The sequence below is a fragment of the Psychrobacter sp. PG1 genome, from assembly GCF_014897815.1.
GTDB lineage: Bacteria > Pseudomonadota > Gammaproteobacteria > Pseudomonadales > Moraxellaceae > Psychrobacter.
On record NZ_JABUZG010000038.1, the window covers coordinates 148,642 to 165,250 of the forward strand.

Sequence of the window (16,609 nt, forward strand, 5' to 3'; positions counted from 1 at the left end):
TCGCAAAAAAGCAAGGCATCTGATGCCTTGCTTTTTTATGACTAATTTTTATAACTAACAAATCACTTTACTTGATAGTAGGCTTGATTGCTTTAATCAAAATGGAAGCCTGCACCAATCGAGCCGCCAGCGTTACCTTGGGTATCAGCGGTGCCGTTTACCTTCATGACCCAACGACCATCATTGGATAACTTCGAGAAGCCAATAGCAACTGCACTTTCCCCATTGTACGTTCCTATACCGCCACCGATTAAGGATTTACCAGCGATGTAAGCTTGCGGTAGTGAAGACATTGCCATGGCGGCTGAAATACCAGCATTTGCATCGTCTTCAACTTCACCAATTTTATAACCTAGCTCATTCATGTTGTTGCCAAGTCTTTGACTAACAGCATCTAATTGACCCATATTCACAGCGTCTCTGGGTGCCATGCCATCAGCCACATCAGTGATCTTGTTGCCAGCGGCGTTGATACCGCTTGCAGTCATACTAGGACCACCGACAATGCTGACGCCATTATTATTGATTGTCGTATTGCCAGTTTTGACGCTATCGATATTAATATTACCGTTTAGATCAAACTTAATACTACTGCCTGCTGCTGTTGTGGTGATGTTATTACCACCTGTGAAGGTGAGGACACTGCCATCGCCTACTGGTTTGTTGATGGTAGCACCGCTATCAGCACCAAAATTGAGACCCGCATCTATTTTATCCTTGTTCACTTTGATATTGGTCGTATTAGTATCGATGTTTGTTTTATTCGTGGCAATATTCGTGGTATTGGTTTGGATATTGGTAGTGTTGGCTTGGATGTTTTCATTGATAACGACTTCTCCTTGCTTAATAGAAGCAATCGCACCGTCGATACTATGTTGACCAGTACCACCAATATTACTATTGGTAAAGGTACCATCTACAGGATTGTAGACTGTCTCACCGCCAATGATACTACTGATGCCACTGCCTTGTGCATAGAGCTGACCACCATTGATGGCATCTTTGCTACCTTCAGAGACATCGCCATTCACAACGTTTGTAATCTTAGTGTCAGCAGCATTGATACCCGCTTTGGTGACACTAGGTCCACCTGTAATAGTCAGCCCATTATTATTCATAATGGTATCACCCGTCGTTACGCTATCTAAATTCAGGTCTGGATTTAAATCGAAGCTAATGTCATTGGCGCCTGCCAATGGTGCAGCAGCAAGTAGGCCAGGGCTAACATTATTGTCCGCTGATCTAGACACTTTAATATTACCATCTGTACTGTTTAGATCGATGGCACTGCCTTGTTTGATCATAGTGGCAACATCACCCTGAGCCGTTAGTCCCCAACCTTGATCAAGGGCAAACGTCGTGGCGTTCAACTGTCCGACAGTCGCCGCATCTGTATCTGCAATACCAGCAGCTACATTGGTGATTCTGTTAAAACCATTGTCAAGACCACTACTGCTCAGTCTAACCGTTTTACCCGGACCATTATCGGTAAAGGTAAAGCCATTACTATTCATAATGCTATTACCAATCTGCATGCTACCCTCATTGCCTAAATTCAACTGGTTATTCAGTTTCACCTGAACACCCGTTGCTGAGGCCATCGTCGTAATGTTGCTATCACCAGTGACGTTGATGGTATCACCTAAAGCAAACTGCTGGTCGTTGGCACTATTGCCATCACCGATTTTGATGCCTTTGGCCACGAGACTATTGGTTGCTGACAATTGGTCGAAGTTTACCGCATCCTTACCTGTGGTCGCTTCTGCAACGTTAGTAATTTTATTGCCACCGTTGTTTAGACCATTGGCTGAGATGCTGACACCGCTACCAAAGTTTGCGCTGTTAAGACCAGTTAAATCTTTCGCAAGTTTCACGGTCAATGTGCTGGTACCGTCAGCAACGACGCCAATGTTGTTGCCATTTGACAAGTCACTTTCCACGGTCGCGCCACCTTTGATTGTCAGCTTGTCACCAAGCTGACGATTAACGGTAGTACCCGTGTCACCATCGAAATCAAAACCTTTATCGATGGTCGTGGTCGTGGCTTGTAGCTGACCAAAGTTTACAGCATCGCTGGCTATTGTACCGTTAGCGACATTGGTAATTTGATTGCCACCATTGTCTAGCCCACTATTACTGAGTCTGACCGTTTGATTAGTCCCACCCATAAATGTGACACCATCAGCATTGACGACTGTAGTTCCTGTGGTCAAGCTGGTTGAGACTAAGTCGGCAGCAGTAGCAACTTTGATACCGCCATTGTCAGCGGTCAAGACAATATTGTCACCAGTAATAAAATTGGCTGTATTATTGTCTTTATCCAAAGTCTTGACATCAGCACCATTGATTTGTGTCACTACCGTTTGCATCGCACTATCGGCTTTTACCAAGCTTGCCTTACTACCTTCGCTTAGATCAACTTGATAGTCGGTGATATTGGTATCAGGATCTTTGACACTAGTGCTAACTGTTAGTGCATTAGCATCTGCAGTAGAAATACTGGTGCCATTGGCATTGACAGTATAGACATCCTGTCCAGTATCGCTATCGGTTGAAAAGTCAACACTGGCAACATTCGTACCTTTAACTACTTTGGTTCTCGCTCCTGCAGCTGCCATCTGTACATCACCGATGTTTGCTGCATTGGTTTCCGTTGTGCCACCGCTAGCCACGCCTGAGATGACTTTATCACCTGCGTTGATACCAGTAGATGAGATACTAACGCCGCTATTAAAGCTTGCGCTATCCAGACCTGTTAAGTTATTGGCTAAGCCAAGTTTGATTCCATCGCCCGTTGATAAGCCAGTGGTGGTTAAATTGCTATCCGTATCAAACTTAATTTCTTCACCCAAGGCGAAGGTTTTTTTGAGAGTGCCGCCGCTACTTGCATCATTCACGTTAAACTTGATGCCTTTAGCAATATTGTCAGTATTGGTACCAATATTGGTGGTATTGGTTGAGATGTTGCTAGTATTGGTCGTGACTTGTTGGTTGGTATTAAATAACTGACCACCATTGATGGCGTCTTTGCTATTTAGACTGACCGTACCATTAGAAACATTGACGACCTTCTTATTACCCGCATTGACCCCGCTTTTGGTGATGCTTGGACCATTTAAAATGGTCAGACCATTACTGGTTAACGTGGCATTGGTAGGGTTAAATATGCTTCCACCCGTTACTGTGACACCTGCACCACTAACGGTAGTGACGCCAGTAAGTACTCCTCCAGTGACAATACCTAGACCATTAACCGTTGTGCCGTTTAATAAGTTACCTGTGCTAACGCTGCCTGTTGTACCTAGGTTTAAGTTGTCATTTAGCTCAACTTCGATTTTGCCATTTTTTACTCGGGTGTCGATGTTGCTGTTAGAGCCAACCACCTCAACGGCTTGTCCCAATGGTTTCTGTACTGTATTACCATCAGCGGCTTTTAGCGCAAAGCCTGAGGTGGATACACCAGTAATGGCACTATTCAAATCACCAATATTCGCCGCATTGGTTTCCGTTGTGCCACCGCTAGCCACGCCTGAGATGACTTTATCACCTGCGTTGATACCAGTAGATGAGATACTAACGCCGCTATTAAAGCTTGCGCTATCCAGACCTGTTAAGTTATTGGCTAAGCCAAGTTTGATTCCATCGCCCGTTGATAAGCCAGTGGTGGTTAAATTGCTATCCGTATCAAACTTAATTTCTTCACCCAAGGCGAAGGTTTTTTTGAGAGTGCCGCCGCTACTTGCATCATTCACGTTAAACTTGATGCCTTTAGCAATATTGTCAGTATTGGTACCAATATTGGTGGTATTGGTTGAGATGTTGTTAGTATTGGTCGTGACATTAGTATTAGTCGTTTCTAGCTGACTAAAATTCACCGCATCTTTTGCGTTAACCCCATCATCAACGTTAATAACTCTCTTATTACCCGCATTGACCCCGCTTTTGGTGATGCTTGGACCATTTAAAATGGTCAGACCATTACTGGTTAACGTGGCATTGGTAGGGTTAAATATGCTTCCACCCGTTACTGTGACACCTGCACCACTAACGGTAGTGACGCCAGTAAGTACTCCTCCAGTGACAATACCTAGACCATTAACCGTTGTGCCGTTTAATAAGTTACCTGTGCTAACGCTGCCTGTTGTACCTAGGTTTAAGTTGTCATTTAGCTCAACTTCGATTTTGCCATTTTTTACTCGGGTGTCGATGTTGCTGTTAGAGCCAACCACCTCAACGGCTTGTCCCAATGGTTTCTGTACTGTATTACCATCAGCGGCTTTTAGCGCAAAGCCTTTGTTAATAGTTGTGGTATTATTTCCGACCGCTTCATTGGTCGCATATAATTGACTACCATTCACTGCATCTGTACTAGCCGCAGTGACAGCTCCACCAGCGACGTTTTTGATCTGACGTTCAGATCCTACTACGCCCACGGATACTTGCGCACCCTCTCGTAGCATGCCCTTATCATCAATGACATTACCGGCGATATCATATACCACGCCACCAACAGTCATCGTCTTTTCAGAGCTCGCACTTGTTGCTGTTGTTGAGCCTGCACCTAAAGAGACTGAACCGTCTTTGCTCGCTGACGCACCAACACCGAACGCTGAAGAAGCCGTTCCCGAGGTATTGGAATGAACACCAACGGCTGTAGACAAATCACCTTTAGATAGCGATTTTGCACCAATGGCTATCGACGCAGCACCTCCAGCTTCGGTATTGACATCGTATTGATTGATTTCTACCAAATCTTTACCTACGTAGGATTTGAAAACATCGTTAACTGTGCCACTATTTAGTGGTGACAACGGACTACCATCGATATTGGTTCTCGATGCAAAATCTAGATCATCACCGCCTATCGCGATCGAGGATGCCCCTCTAGACACGACATTAGCACCGATAGCAATCGATTGCTCACCACTTGCCATCGTCTGTTGCCCAAATTCTGAGCTGCCAATCGCAATAGTTTGGCTGCCTGTGGCTTTTGCATTTCCGCCCAGCGCCATGGCGTTATAACCTGTCGCTCCGTCGTTATTAGCATTACCGACAGCAGCTGAGTCCACGCTGTAATACTTGGTTTTATTATTAGCGACAGTATTCGACAGCCCCGTTAGCTGAGCCACATTGACAGCATCACTAGCACTACTACCTGCTGCGACGTTTACAATCTGACGGTTGCCACCCGCTGCTCCTGTTCCTACAGAGACCGCGCCAAGCGTAACGCTATCCGTTGCTTGGATGACTGAGCTATCTGCTCCTACTGGCACAAAACCACTGGCACCACCAGCACGATTTGCAATAGAGTTTGCACCTAATGCGATGCCATTTACTGCGTTAGATCGAGAGCCGACACCAAAAGCAAGACTGTTATCAGCAGTCGCTTTTGCATTACTACCAAAGGCAATCGTATCACTGCCAACTGCTTGAGTCTGTCCATTCGCTCTATAACCTACATTTGCTTGATCAGCCACTGTACCTGCATTTTCAAAATCAGTTGAACCAATCGCAATGCCACGTTTGCCTGAGGCAAGTGCTGAATGACCAACAGCTAAAGAGCCTTGACCCGTTGCTGATGAGACATTACCAATAGCCTGAGCAAAGTCAGCAGTCGCTGCCGATTGACGTCCAAGCGCTAACGAGGTATTTCCATTAGAATACGCTGCCGCCCCAATTGCCACAGATGACCGACCAATAGCTTTTGCTTGAGTGCCTAGAGCAGTAGCGACGTCACCGGCTTCTGTCCCAGTGCCAATGGCGGTACTACCAGAATTGTTTTGTGAACCACCCGTCCAAGTAAATGACGGATTGCCTCTATCGACCAGATTGAAGTTTTGCCCAGCGTCCGCTTCACAGCCAATGGCAATCGAATAGCTGCCTTCAGCATTCGCTTCAGTACTGTTTGTATTACAAGAAGAAATTGCTGTACCAGATCCCGTACCACCGCCGACGTTCACTTGCGCAAAAGCTTGCGGTGACATTGTAAATCCAGCCGCCAGCATCCCTATGGCGATCGTGGATAGTCGGAAAAATTGGGTAGAAGAAAGATTAGAAGTCGTATTGATGGTCGCGTTTGCGCTCACGCTAGATTTGGAAGATTTGCCGCGCCCCTTTGCATATTCACCAACTGCGGTAAAACAGCTCAAGGCTTCATTCCATATTACTTTATAGATGCGGTTCATAGTGTGCACTCCCTTACAGACTGGTCAGATTTAAAAATCAGAGATAATATCCATCTTGCAGAGAGTCGATATCACAAAATAAAACACGTTATCGGCTGGCAATGAGTAAATGTTTTTAGTTCATCATTTATCTTGTTAACCAACAACTAACACTTTTTATCTTGAAAAGCCCTAATCGCTCTCTCTATATATTAGTATTACCGAATATATAGAGAGAGACAATGCCGCTCATCGGGCATTTATTACCGTTCATCCAATTATATAACAAAAAATGAATATATAGATGTTTTTTGCTCCTTGCTTATATTAAATGCTCCCACTTTTTTTGAAATAATCCGCTTTGAAACTTAATAAAACACACGCTTATACACACACTTTAGAGATGTTTTAAGCGCGTGTTCGCCACTTTATGCTGCTCTTAGTCCCCTTCAGAGTTAACAGGCAATGTTATTTGCATCACCAGCCCTTGGATATCATCTTGGCGATTATAGACATGAATCTGACCCTTGTGTGCCATTACCACGGCATGAACGATTGCCAGCCCCAAACCATAACCCCCCGTTTCACGATGGCGAGCCGAGTCAAGCCGTACAAAGGGCTGAAAAATACGCGCCAAGTCATTATCCGCGATGCCACCACCCTCGTCTGTGATGCTGATTTGAAGTGCAGGCTTATTACCCTCCATCTCCACTTTTTTAATGTCAGCAATAACTGTTGAGTCAGAGGCTGTATGCATAAAAGCATTACGAATGACATTTTCAAGCGCACTATGCAGCTGTTCTTGATTGCCAAGCACTGTCCAAGGGGTTGTTGAATCAGTGGTAGATGAAGCGTCTGCCACCAATGCATGACTCGGCTGCCATTGCCAACGCACGTTTTTATGCTGAAACTCAAAGCAAACGTCTTGTCCAATTTCACTGATGATGTCAGAAATATCAACCGCTTCGTTTTCTATATTATCGATGGTATATTGCTGCATTTGTAGAGACTGAATATGAATGATTTGCTCAATCAACTCATTCATCCGCGCCGACTCTTTATCGATACGGTCGAGATAACGACTGGCATTCGGTGCAAAGTCGCGAGTCAGCTCAGTCGCAACGTCTAGACGCGCCAGTGGCGATCGTAGCTCGTGCGAGATATCACTGAGCATCTGTTTGCGTGCCAGCTCACTCTCGGCCAACCGTTTTGATAGTTTAGCCACGTCTTTTGCGAGTAAACCAAGCTCATCATCTCCCATTTTTGATAGGTCTGGGTGGGTCTGATAATCGCCATCAATCAGACGGTGTACGGTATTTTGTACACGGCGGATACGCTGAGTCATTGTACGGCTCAGCCAAATACAAACCAAGACGCTAAAAACGAGAATAAATAGCAAACGTATGGGAAAGTTGCCACGTTGCAGCGCCATAACATCAGCAAAACGCAAATGCGGACGTAACTGTATAATGACAGACTGCTCATCTGGTAAGATGACCGTCACATCAGCCAGCTCAGGGCGACTGTCGAAATCAGCTAGCGTAGCGCTATTTGGCATCATCGGTTGCAGAATATGGTTTAAGAATGACGACTTATCATTCGACATTTTATTATTATTATCGTGAATATTAGTCCTGTTCTTGTCCACATTGGGCTGAGCTGCCATTGATTGCACTGATGGCTGCATTGATAGTTGATCTACTTCACGCCGACTACCCTGCATACCTTTTTGCCTACGCTCATCTCTATTGCGATAACGCGGAAATATAATCGCCCCTTCTTCATCGTAAACACTTATCTGACTCATCAATCGTCGCTCTTGACGATACATATCTCTAACCGTGGGTAAATCGCCTATTTCTAACGCTGCAACCAGCTTTTCACGCTTGACCAATAAGCGCTCAATCTGCACATCCATCCGAGCGTTCAGCTCTTTTTCACTGAGCCAGCGCTCCACCATAATGGATAAAACCGAGGTGATCAAAATCGTCACCAATAAGCTTAAAAATAGACGCCAAAATAGAGTCATACGTATCTTAAATATTGACGCTTTTATTGAGGAGTCCGTCATCACAGCACCAACTGATAGCCTTTACCACGAATCGCTTTTATCGGCTCATCGTGGAAAGGTTGAAGTTTTTTGCGCAATCGCGAGACGTGGACATCAAGGCTACGATCAAATGGCTGTAACTCTCGCTGCAACACATGCTCTGACAGCCACGCTTTACTCACGACCTCGCCTTTTTGTTTAAGTAGCGCGACCAAGAGATCAAACTCTGTGCCGGTGACTTGTAGCTCTATGCCATCTATCTGACAAAGCCGCTGATTTTGATCCAGCGTTAAACGGCTCTCTGGTAACGGCATATGCTCTGATACCGCTGCATTGGTGCGTTTGATGACGGCATTGATACGTGCCAAAAGCTCTCGTGGATTGCAGGGCTTGGTAATATAATCGTCAGCACCCAGCTCCAGCCCAATAATACGATCAATCTCTTCTCCCTTGGCAGTCAGCATAATCACGGGGATATCACTGATATTGGGCAACTGACGCAACACACTAAGACCATCGATTTTTGGCATCATAATGTCTAACACTAGCAGATCGTAAGCAGCCTCATTATTCATCGCCGCTTTAAGTTTTTGTATGACCGCCTCACCATCGTGAACGCAGTCGCATGTCACCCCGTGGTTGTGCAAGTACTCTTGTAATAACTGGGTCAATTCTTCGTCATCATCGCCTAGTAATATGTGTGGCACATCTGTCTCCTTAAGCGTTATATCGCTTTATTAGCCATATTATCAGTCAATTGCTTATCGATTCGCTATAAACGTTACCTTTCTTAATACTTCATAAATGTTCGTAACCTTTAAGTGTCGTAACATAACGGCTATCAGCGACAAATACTGATGATATGCAATGATGGAAGTGGCTATCCGGGACACTTACCATGCATAGGCTGATCAGATAAAAACTGACTTTTTCGCAACCAATAACGTTTGCACCATAAATCAAGGTAATGATGATGAAAAAATTATTAATGGGCTCAGTATTAGCAATGTCTAGCATTTTCACCGTAACGGCTTGTACCAGTGTTAATGCAACCACTGACACCACACCAACGACCAGTAAAATGCAGCATAAAGATGGTATGAAAAAAGACGGCATGAGAGATCCAATGTCGCAGCTAGATCTAACAGCAACGCAACAAGCACAAATCAAAGCCATCATGCAAGCACAACACAGCGATCGTAAAGCTGACCGTACAAAAAACAAAGCAGAACGGGCGCAAATGCAGCAACAAATGCAAGCATTGACTAATAGTAGCACTCTAAATACAGCCGCAGTCAATCGCTTAGCTGATCAGCAAGCAGCTAAAACCAAACAACGCTTTATTGAGCGTGTACAAACTCAACATGCTATCTCGCAAGTATTAACCGCTGAGCAGCGCGCCAAGCTTGCCAAATTGCAAGCCGAAAAAATGGCTAAAGGTTATAAAGGCTCAAAGCACGGTAAAATGCATGGCAAACCACATCAAGGCATGTAATTCGTCATTAATAGGCTGTTTTGCATTCATGCTGAATGTCCTATAAGACTGATTATGAACACATAAAAAAGCGCATCGTATAAACGGTGCGCTTTTTAGTTTTAATGTTGAGGCTCGCATTACTTTGATATTTTAATTAACTGTAAAAAGGCGCTTTCTTCAAGAATTTTGATATCTAAACCACTCTGAATCAGTTCTTCTACTTTGCGATGCTTACTACTTTTTTCATGACCAGCAAGCAACGTTAAATCTTGAGCACCAACCACAAGATAATCTAATGTCTTCGAAGCACCCGCTTTGACATTAAAACCATTTTTGGCTGCTATCTCAGCAATATCTCCTCGACTGATACTAAGGTTACCTGTAAAGCAAATATTGAGTCCGGCATATCGCCCCGACTCATCTCCAACTTTTGTGATATTACTGGGGTAGTTTCTACTATTTGCACGTTGTTGCTGAGGATAATTGCGACTGTATTTACTATATTCTACCCAATCATGAATTGATAAACCATTTTCTCTAAGAATGGTTACAACTATAAAGCCACATGCTTTGGCATCTTCTAGCGCGTCATGATGGTCAAACTGATAACTCCATTCTCTACAGACATTCGCCAGATTATAACCTTTGACCGCAAAACGCTGACACGTCTTACGTACCAACACTGTGGCATCGACCCACTGTAGCTCTGGTATTGGTAATTTGTGAAGCTCTAGACTTTTTGTCAACGCCCTTTGATCAAAGTCAGTATAGCTAACGACAACATTTTCACCGACAAATTTTAATATTTGCCCATAAATGTCATACATAGACGGCGCATCTTTTACCATATTACTGGTAATACCATGCACTTCTATATTTTGACGACTAAAAGAAGTCTGAGGACATACTAACGTACAGTAGGTATCAATTAACTTACCGTTCAAATATTTAGCCAAGCCTATTTGACAAATAGACCCTACGTCGCTGTTTGCAGTTTCAACATCAATGGTCACAAAATTCATTATCTCGTCCTCAATGTCGTAGATTTAGTCTGATTTAATTTTATTTAATCAATCGCCCCAAACTTCTCTTTAGCCATCGGCATGACACTAAACATCATCTTTCCTATCGCAGTACCATTGCCATCACGATAATACTGCATCAGCTCATTACCATACTCGCGCATATCAATACTATTACTGGCATTAGGCACTTGCACATCACTTGGTAAATTGGGAAATACCATGTTTTTGGCGCTGATAGCGGAATACTGCTGCAAAACATCTATGACCATGTTCTTACTAGCGGCAGTTTCGCTCGGAAGCTCACTGCGCATATGCTGCCATTTGAGCTGACCACGCTTATCAAATCCATACAACTCTTGCGTATCTACATTTGATAGTATTGCACTTTCTGCCGTCTTTTCTTTTGCCTCTGCCATTGATTCCTCTACTGGCTCACTGCCACTATCCATGCCACTCTTTATCATTGCCAACATTTGCTGCACTAACGCTTTACTGGTAAATGTATCAGCATCTGTGTTGCCTACCTCGTCAGCCGCGCTTTCTTTAACCAGTTCTGGATATCGCTGACTAATCCGCTCGTAAACGATGCGCATATAATCTTGATAAAACTGCTCATAACTCTCAGCGCTTTGTACACGGCGAATGACTTGGTTACTTGCTAGCATTGCTGGTAGCTGATGCGCGGGTAACTTGGGAGAGAGCGAGGCTAGCGTATTAGGGGCGACATAATCAAACTGGCTAATAGGTGCGGCATCAAAAGTGGCATCTAACGCGGCAAAGTGGCTTTTTATCAACTCACTACCAAAGCCTTTGGGTAAGGTGCCATCATCAATGACTAGCTTTAACCACTTGTTGCGCCACTTTGTGCCGAGCTTGTCATCTAACAGTTCTGAATTAAACATCGCAAAATTATCTGCCCATAGATAAATATTACCGTTTTTCAAATCCAGATAAATCGGCTGATTCATGCTGCTTTGATGATTACGCGCTTGATACTGCACGCTCGCCAGCATCGTCGCCTTGCCAGCCATTGGCTGATAGACGCCTTGTGCATTGATAGACAGCGGCTTTAGCACATAAGCATCTAGCAACTTTGCTTTTTTGATATCTTGCGCTGTCGATCGGTCGTCGTAATTGTCAAATAACTGTTGGTAAAATACTGGCACAGTGATTTCACTATCATATTTACTCTCTACCCATGCCTCATAGGCATCCGTACACTCAAGATAAGTGCTTTTTAGCACCGTTCGCTGAGCATCATAATCTGCCGCCAAAATGTCTTTATTTTGCGCTTCTGCTTGGGTAATTAAGGCGGCATACGCTTGATCGTGTGTGTCTTCGCAGTATTCATCGATATAGCCTGAGGCGACTGGCGCTTTGGCATCTATTTTAGTATCAATATCGCTAAACTGCTGCTCGTTACTGATCTCCAGATTGCTATGATAGCTAAAGGACTGGCGGCGCTGTTTCTGTAACGCAGTCGCCAATGCTGTCTTTGCTGCTACTGGCGTTTGCTTAGCAGTCATAGCATTAAATTGGTCAAGACTGGTAGATTGGCAGCCCGTTAATAATAGTGCTCCTGTTACCAATGCACCAGCAAATAGGCGATTGCCATTAAGAACTGACGCAAGGCTCGCTGACGAAAGACGACTTGCAATGATTTGATCTGCTTTTTTCATTTTTTATCCTTAATAAATATGGGCTTGAACATAACAAGATAGCGTTATTGATCATCTACCCTGTTGTCAGCATCGTCTTCGATATCAGTGTCATCTTGACTATCAGCACTGTCATATTCTGCTGCCTCATAGCCGCTATCACCATCTGCATAATCGCTACTATAATCATCATCATTGTAATCATCGCTGCTCCCACTATAGTCATAGCGGGCATCACGTGCCGTTTGCAGTCTGTCTTTTTGTTGGCGTTGCTCTGCCATCCATGCATTGCCATCGATAGCAGTTTTAGCATTTGCGCCAAAAGACTCAGCCAATAAAGGCGTTAGTGCATGGTTATTAAAGCTGCTTTTATCATAGCGTATTTGATTCAGCACGCTGGTTGTCGAACCCATCAAGTCACCACCGATATTTACCCGCTGCTGCTTAGCAAGCAGGCGATCTGAGCGGTCTAAATAATAGTAATTTATCTGATTAAAAGAGATCGGACCTATGGCTTCAATTAGCTGCAAAAGCGAACCTACATCCGCACTTTGGTAGCCTTTATTGTATAGCTGCACTTTCGCCAGCACAGTTTTTAGCATAGCGCCATCAGGATATTTCTGTGGATTGGCATCGACATAATCCTGTAGTGACTTTGTCATGTATTTTAGGGTTTTGCCGATCATCTCACCGCTTTGCTTGCTGCCAAAATAGACTTTTACCGCTCGGCTCGCACCGACTTCTTTGGCAAAGGCATCACTGCGAATATCTACCGCGCTAAAATGCTCAGGCGCTAGCTCTGCCATGCTGCTCTGTATGGCAGCAATGGCAGCATCGTAAAGCACTGCTGGCGGCAGCTGCGCAGTAATACTCTCAGGCAACCCAAAACTAACGGTATGTGAGGTCATTTGGTTAGGTAAAGGGGTGTTTTCAGGATTAACCAATGCTACGATAGGCATGATTGCTGATGGGTCTACCGTAACTGTACTATGGTTAAAATCGAACGCTAGCGGTATCTGTATAGATGAGCTAATCGTTGGTGTCACATAATCATAGCTATAGACGCTCTGCAGTTGTCGCTGTTTGGGTTTGTATTGACTGACACTATTGAACGTTAAATTTTGATATTGATAAGCATTTGACGCAGCTATCTGTTCCGGCGTGCGATGGAACATACTCAGCATTTGACCAATGACGCCCGTAGATGTTGCTGATTGGCTACCTTGTTCTACCGCCTCTGGTTGTTGTTTAGCCGTTTGTATGGCTTCATACTGCTCTATCATGCTTTTTGGGTTTAATTTTGATAACTTTGAAAAAGCACTGTCTGATTCATAATCGTCGGTGTCATAGTTCCCTTCGCCGTAACTCTCTAATTGATAGTCACTGCGACTATAACCGTTTTCGTCATAGTTAACATCCTCTACAACACAGACTTCATAAGCGTCATCGTCCTCATTGTCATTGCATTTATTCGACTCTGCACTTACCGCTGCTAACTCTGCCATAGCCTCAGTTTGCCTGTCCTCATAATCACTTTCATCATAGTCACCGTCAGGCTTATAAACATAGGCTTCTATAATTGTTCTAAGTAAGCTACTAGAGCCTGCATCAATGCTATCTGGATCAATAAAAGGAACGGCTTGATAATTGGCTTGCGCGACTGCCACGTGCTCTGTTGCCAGATGCTGACGAATAGCCGACAGTAAATGTGACTTTGCTTGATTGTCAGTATTGGGGTATTTTTCTTGGTCAAATAATTGCTGATAACGCTCAGCTTTGGCTGTGAGGCTGGCATTAAACGCGCGTCCTTGTGCTTGGCTCTGCGCTCTATCAGCGGTACTAAAATCAATCATACTTTTTGATGCCGCAGGCGATGATACCGCTGGGCTTGATTGACAGCCCAAAAGAGCCAGAGACGTAGTGCCAACCAACAAGACGATAGACGTCAATTTACCTACCTGATATATATGGTCGTTATTATTGATAGACGAATGATGACTCGTCATCTCAGAGTAGCGCTGTCGATTATGATTATTAATATGATTTGATGACATAGTAATCTCTTTGTATAAATAGCCAGTCTATAATTAGTGTACATTAGTACCGTTATTTATATCACAATGCGTTACAATTTAGTAATATTAGAACCTATTTATTAAGAAAATACTTAGATTTTTTTATACAAAACAACTTTCTCACTATGGCTTTCTCGCTCAAGTAAAAAGGACTTTACAATGCCAACCTCGATATCAAAAAACAACATACGCACTGCTGACAATAATCCTCAAGGTAGAGCAAATATTAAAGCGGCTATTTTGTTAATCAGTAGCACATTTTTAGTATCACTATCTGCTCACGCGCTTGAGCCAACCACCAATCAATCAACTGCCATTAACCAAACATCGATTAACACTAGCGCCATCAATCTAGCGATTATGGCTGATAATCCTACTGTAATATCTGAAACTCAGCGTGTGACAAGAGCCAAAACCACTACCCTCACTTCCACGATTAACAATGCCAATGCCGATCAAGCCATCTATTCTGAAGATGCGATTCACCACCCTGTTTGGGCAAAGAACGGCATGGTCGCCACCCAAGAAGCCCTCGCCTCTGATATTGGACTCAAGATTTTAAAAGACGGTGGTAATGCGGTTGATGCTGGCGTCGCCGTTGGCTTTGCCTTAGCAGTGACATTACCACGTGCTGGGAATATCGGTGGTGGTGGTTTTATGATGATCTATGACGCCAAGCAAGGCAAAACGGTGGCACTCGATTACCGTGAAAAAGCACCGAGTAGCGCCTCGCGTGATATGTATCTCGATGAGGATGGCAATGCGGTCAGCGACTTGTCTCGTTATCACGGTCTAGCAGTTGGCGTACCGGGAACGGTTGCAGGATTACTTAAAGCGTTAGAAGATCATGGCACCATGAGCCGCGGACAAGTGATGGCACCAGCGATTGCACTGGCTGAGGACGGTATAGAAGTCACAGCAGGTCTGTCTGAGTCACTCACAGCATTAAGCGATCGCATGCAAAAATGGCCAAGTACCAAAAAGATATTTTTTAAACCTGATGGTAATGCCTATCAACCCGGTGAGCGTTTAAAACAGCCTGAATTGGCAAAATCGCTTAAGCTGATTGCCGCAAAAGGCGCCGATGGATTCTATAAAGGAGAAACCGCAAGTAAGTTGGTCAAAGCGGTCAACGAGGCTGGCGGTAGCATGAGCTTACAGGATTTGGCAAATTATGAAGCTATCGCTCGCGAGCCCGTCAAAGGCGATTATCGTGGTTATGAGATTGTCTCCATGCCACCACCGTCTTCTGGTGGCATTCATATCGTGCAGATTTTAAATATTTTAGAAGGTTATCCGCTAAAAGAATACGGGCAAAACAGTGCGCAAACCATTCATTTAATGGCGGAAGCGATGCAGTTAGCTTATGCAGATCGCGCAGAGTATTTAGGTGATTCTGACTTTATCGATGTGCCTGCCAGCGGTTTAGTTTCTCAGGCTTATGCGGATAAACTGCGCACCTTAATCAATCCAGACAAAGCCACGCCAGCGTCTACCATCAAAGCCAACAACCCTCTACCCTATGAGAGTGATCAGACCACGCATTTCTCTATCGTTGATAAAGATGGCAATGCAATAGCCAATACTTATACGCTGAACTTTTCTTATGGCACAGGTCTTGTCGCTGAAGGTACGGGGATATTGCTCAATAATGAGATGGATGATTTTTCTGCCAAACCGGGTGTGCCTAATGGTTATGGATTATTGGGCGGTGAAGCAAATGCCGTTGAAGCCAATAAACGCCCATTATCTTCTATGAGTCCGACACTGGTCTTTAAAGACAGTAAACCATATATCGTCACGGGTAGCCCTGGTGGTAGCCGCATCATTACCACTGTCACCCAAATAATCTCGAACGTCATCGATCATGATATGAATATCGCTGAAGCCACTCACGCACCGCGTATCCATGACCAATGGCTGCCTGATGAGATTCGGGTCGAAAAAGCACTGAATATTGATACGGTTAAAAAGCTTGAATCAATGGGTCATACGGTCAGTCCAAAATCAGCCATGGGCTCAACCCAGTCGATTATGATTACCCCAAATGGTGTCTATGGCTCGTCTGATCCGCGTATCGTTGATGCGGCAGTCGTTGGTTATTGATATAACTTTTTTATGATATAGTAGATCTTTTATAAAAGTGGTACATTAGTTTTA

The 16,609-nt window shown here is 44.2% G+C and carries 8 protein-coding genes; 2 read left to right on the forward strand and 6 right to left on the reverse strand.

Going from position 1 to position 16,609, the window contains the following annotated elements:
- Nucleotides 1-92: 92 nt before the first annotated feature.
- From INT03_RS02675 to INT03_RS15055, 3 genes are all read right to left on the reverse strand, one after another.
- The gene (locus INT03_RS02675) at nucleotides 93-6,185 is read right to left on the reverse strand and encodes a YadA-like family protein (protein WP_193007458.1); all 6,093 of its coding nucleotides are present in this window, start codon (nucleotides 6,183-6,185) and stop codon (nucleotides 93-95) included.
- Between the two features lie 418 nt (nucleotides 6,186-6,603).
- Entirely contained in the window at nucleotides 6,604-8,193 is a 1,590-nt protein-coding gene (locus INT03_RS02680) for a sensor histidine kinase (protein ID WP_226950155.1), read from the reverse strand.
- A gap of 41 nt (nucleotides 8,194-8,234) precedes the next feature.
- Nucleotides 8,235-8,921 (reverse strand): response regulator transcription factor, encoded by a 687-nt coding sequence (locus INT03_RS15055; protein ID WP_193007460.1) that lies wholly within the window; start codon nucleotides 8,919-8,921, stop codon nucleotides 8,235-8,237.
- A gap of 266 nt (nucleotides 8,922-9,187) precedes the next feature.
- Between INT03_RS15055 and INT03_RS02690 the strand changes: the two genes are divergently transcribed.
- A complete protein-coding gene (locus tag INT03_RS02690; protein ID WP_193007461.1) occupies nucleotides 9,188-9,709 on the forward strand; it encodes a Spy/CpxP family protein refolding chaperone in 522 nt (173 codons plus the stop codon).
- A 119-nt stretch (nucleotides 9,710-9,828) separates the two neighbouring features.
- Here INT03_RS02690 and INT03_RS02695 read toward each other — a convergent pair whose 3' ends face one another.
- From INT03_RS02695 to INT03_RS02705, 3 genes are read right to left on the reverse strand one after another with little or no spacing between them, the layout of a single operon-like run.
- On the reverse strand, nucleotides 9,829-10,713 hold the full coding sequence (locus tag INT03_RS02695; RefSeq protein ID WP_193007462.1) for an exonuclease domain-containing protein: 885 nt from the start codon (nucleotides 10,711-10,713) through the stop codon (nucleotides 9,829-9,831).
- A gap of 44 nt (nucleotides 10,714-10,757) precedes the next feature.
- Complete coding sequence (locus INT03_RS02700) at nucleotides 10,758-12,395, reverse strand: hypothetical protein (protein ID WP_193007463.1); 1,638 nt, start codon at nucleotides 12,393-12,395, stop codon at nucleotides 10,758-10,760.
- A gap of 44 nt (nucleotides 12,396-12,439) precedes the next feature.
- Nucleotides 12,440-14,428 (reverse strand): hypothetical protein, encoded by a 1,989-nt coding sequence (locus INT03_RS02705; protein ID WP_193007464.1) that lies wholly within the window; start codon nucleotides 14,426-14,428, stop codon nucleotides 12,440-12,442.
- 180 nt (nucleotides 14,429-14,608) lie between these two features.
- Here INT03_RS02705 and ggt point away from each other — a divergent pair, with 180 nt between their 5' ends.
- Complete coding sequence (gene ggt / locus INT03_RS02710; protein ID WP_226950154.1) at nucleotides 14,609-16,555, forward strand: gamma-glutamyltransferase; 1,947 nt, start codon at nucleotides 14,609-14,611, stop codon at nucleotides 16,553-16,555.
- Nucleotides 16,556-16,609 lie beyond the last annotated feature (54 nt).

Bases quoted from the DNA above. Each gene is read 5' to 3' on its own strand.
- INT03_RS02675 (WP_193007458.1), bottom strand. From the start codon at position 6,185: ATGAACCGCATCTATAAAGTAATATGGAATGAAGCCTTGAGCTGTTTT.
- INT03_RS02680 (WP_226950155.1), bottom strand. From the start codon at position 8,193: ATGACTCTATTTTGGCGTCTATTTTTAAGCTTATTGGTGACGATTTTG.
- INT03_RS02690 (WP_193007461.1), top strand. From the start codon at position 9,188: ATGAAAAAATTATTAATGGGCTCAGTATTAGCAATGTCTAGCATTTTC.
- INT03_RS02695 (WP_193007462.1), bottom strand. From the start codon at position 10,713: ATGAATTTTGTGACCATTGATGTTGAAACTGCAAACAGCGACGTAGGG.
- INT03_RS02700 (WP_193007463.1), bottom strand. From the start codon at position 12,395: ATGAAAAAAGCAGATCAAATCATTGCAAGTCGTCTTTCGTCAGCGAGC.
- INT03_RS02705 (WP_193007464.1), bottom strand. From the start codon at position 14,428: ATGTCATCAAATCATATTAATAATCATAATCGACAGCGCTACTCTGAG.
- ggt (WP_226950154.1), top strand. From the start codon at position 14,609: ATGCCAACCTCGATATCAAAAAACAACATACGCACTGCTGACAATAAT.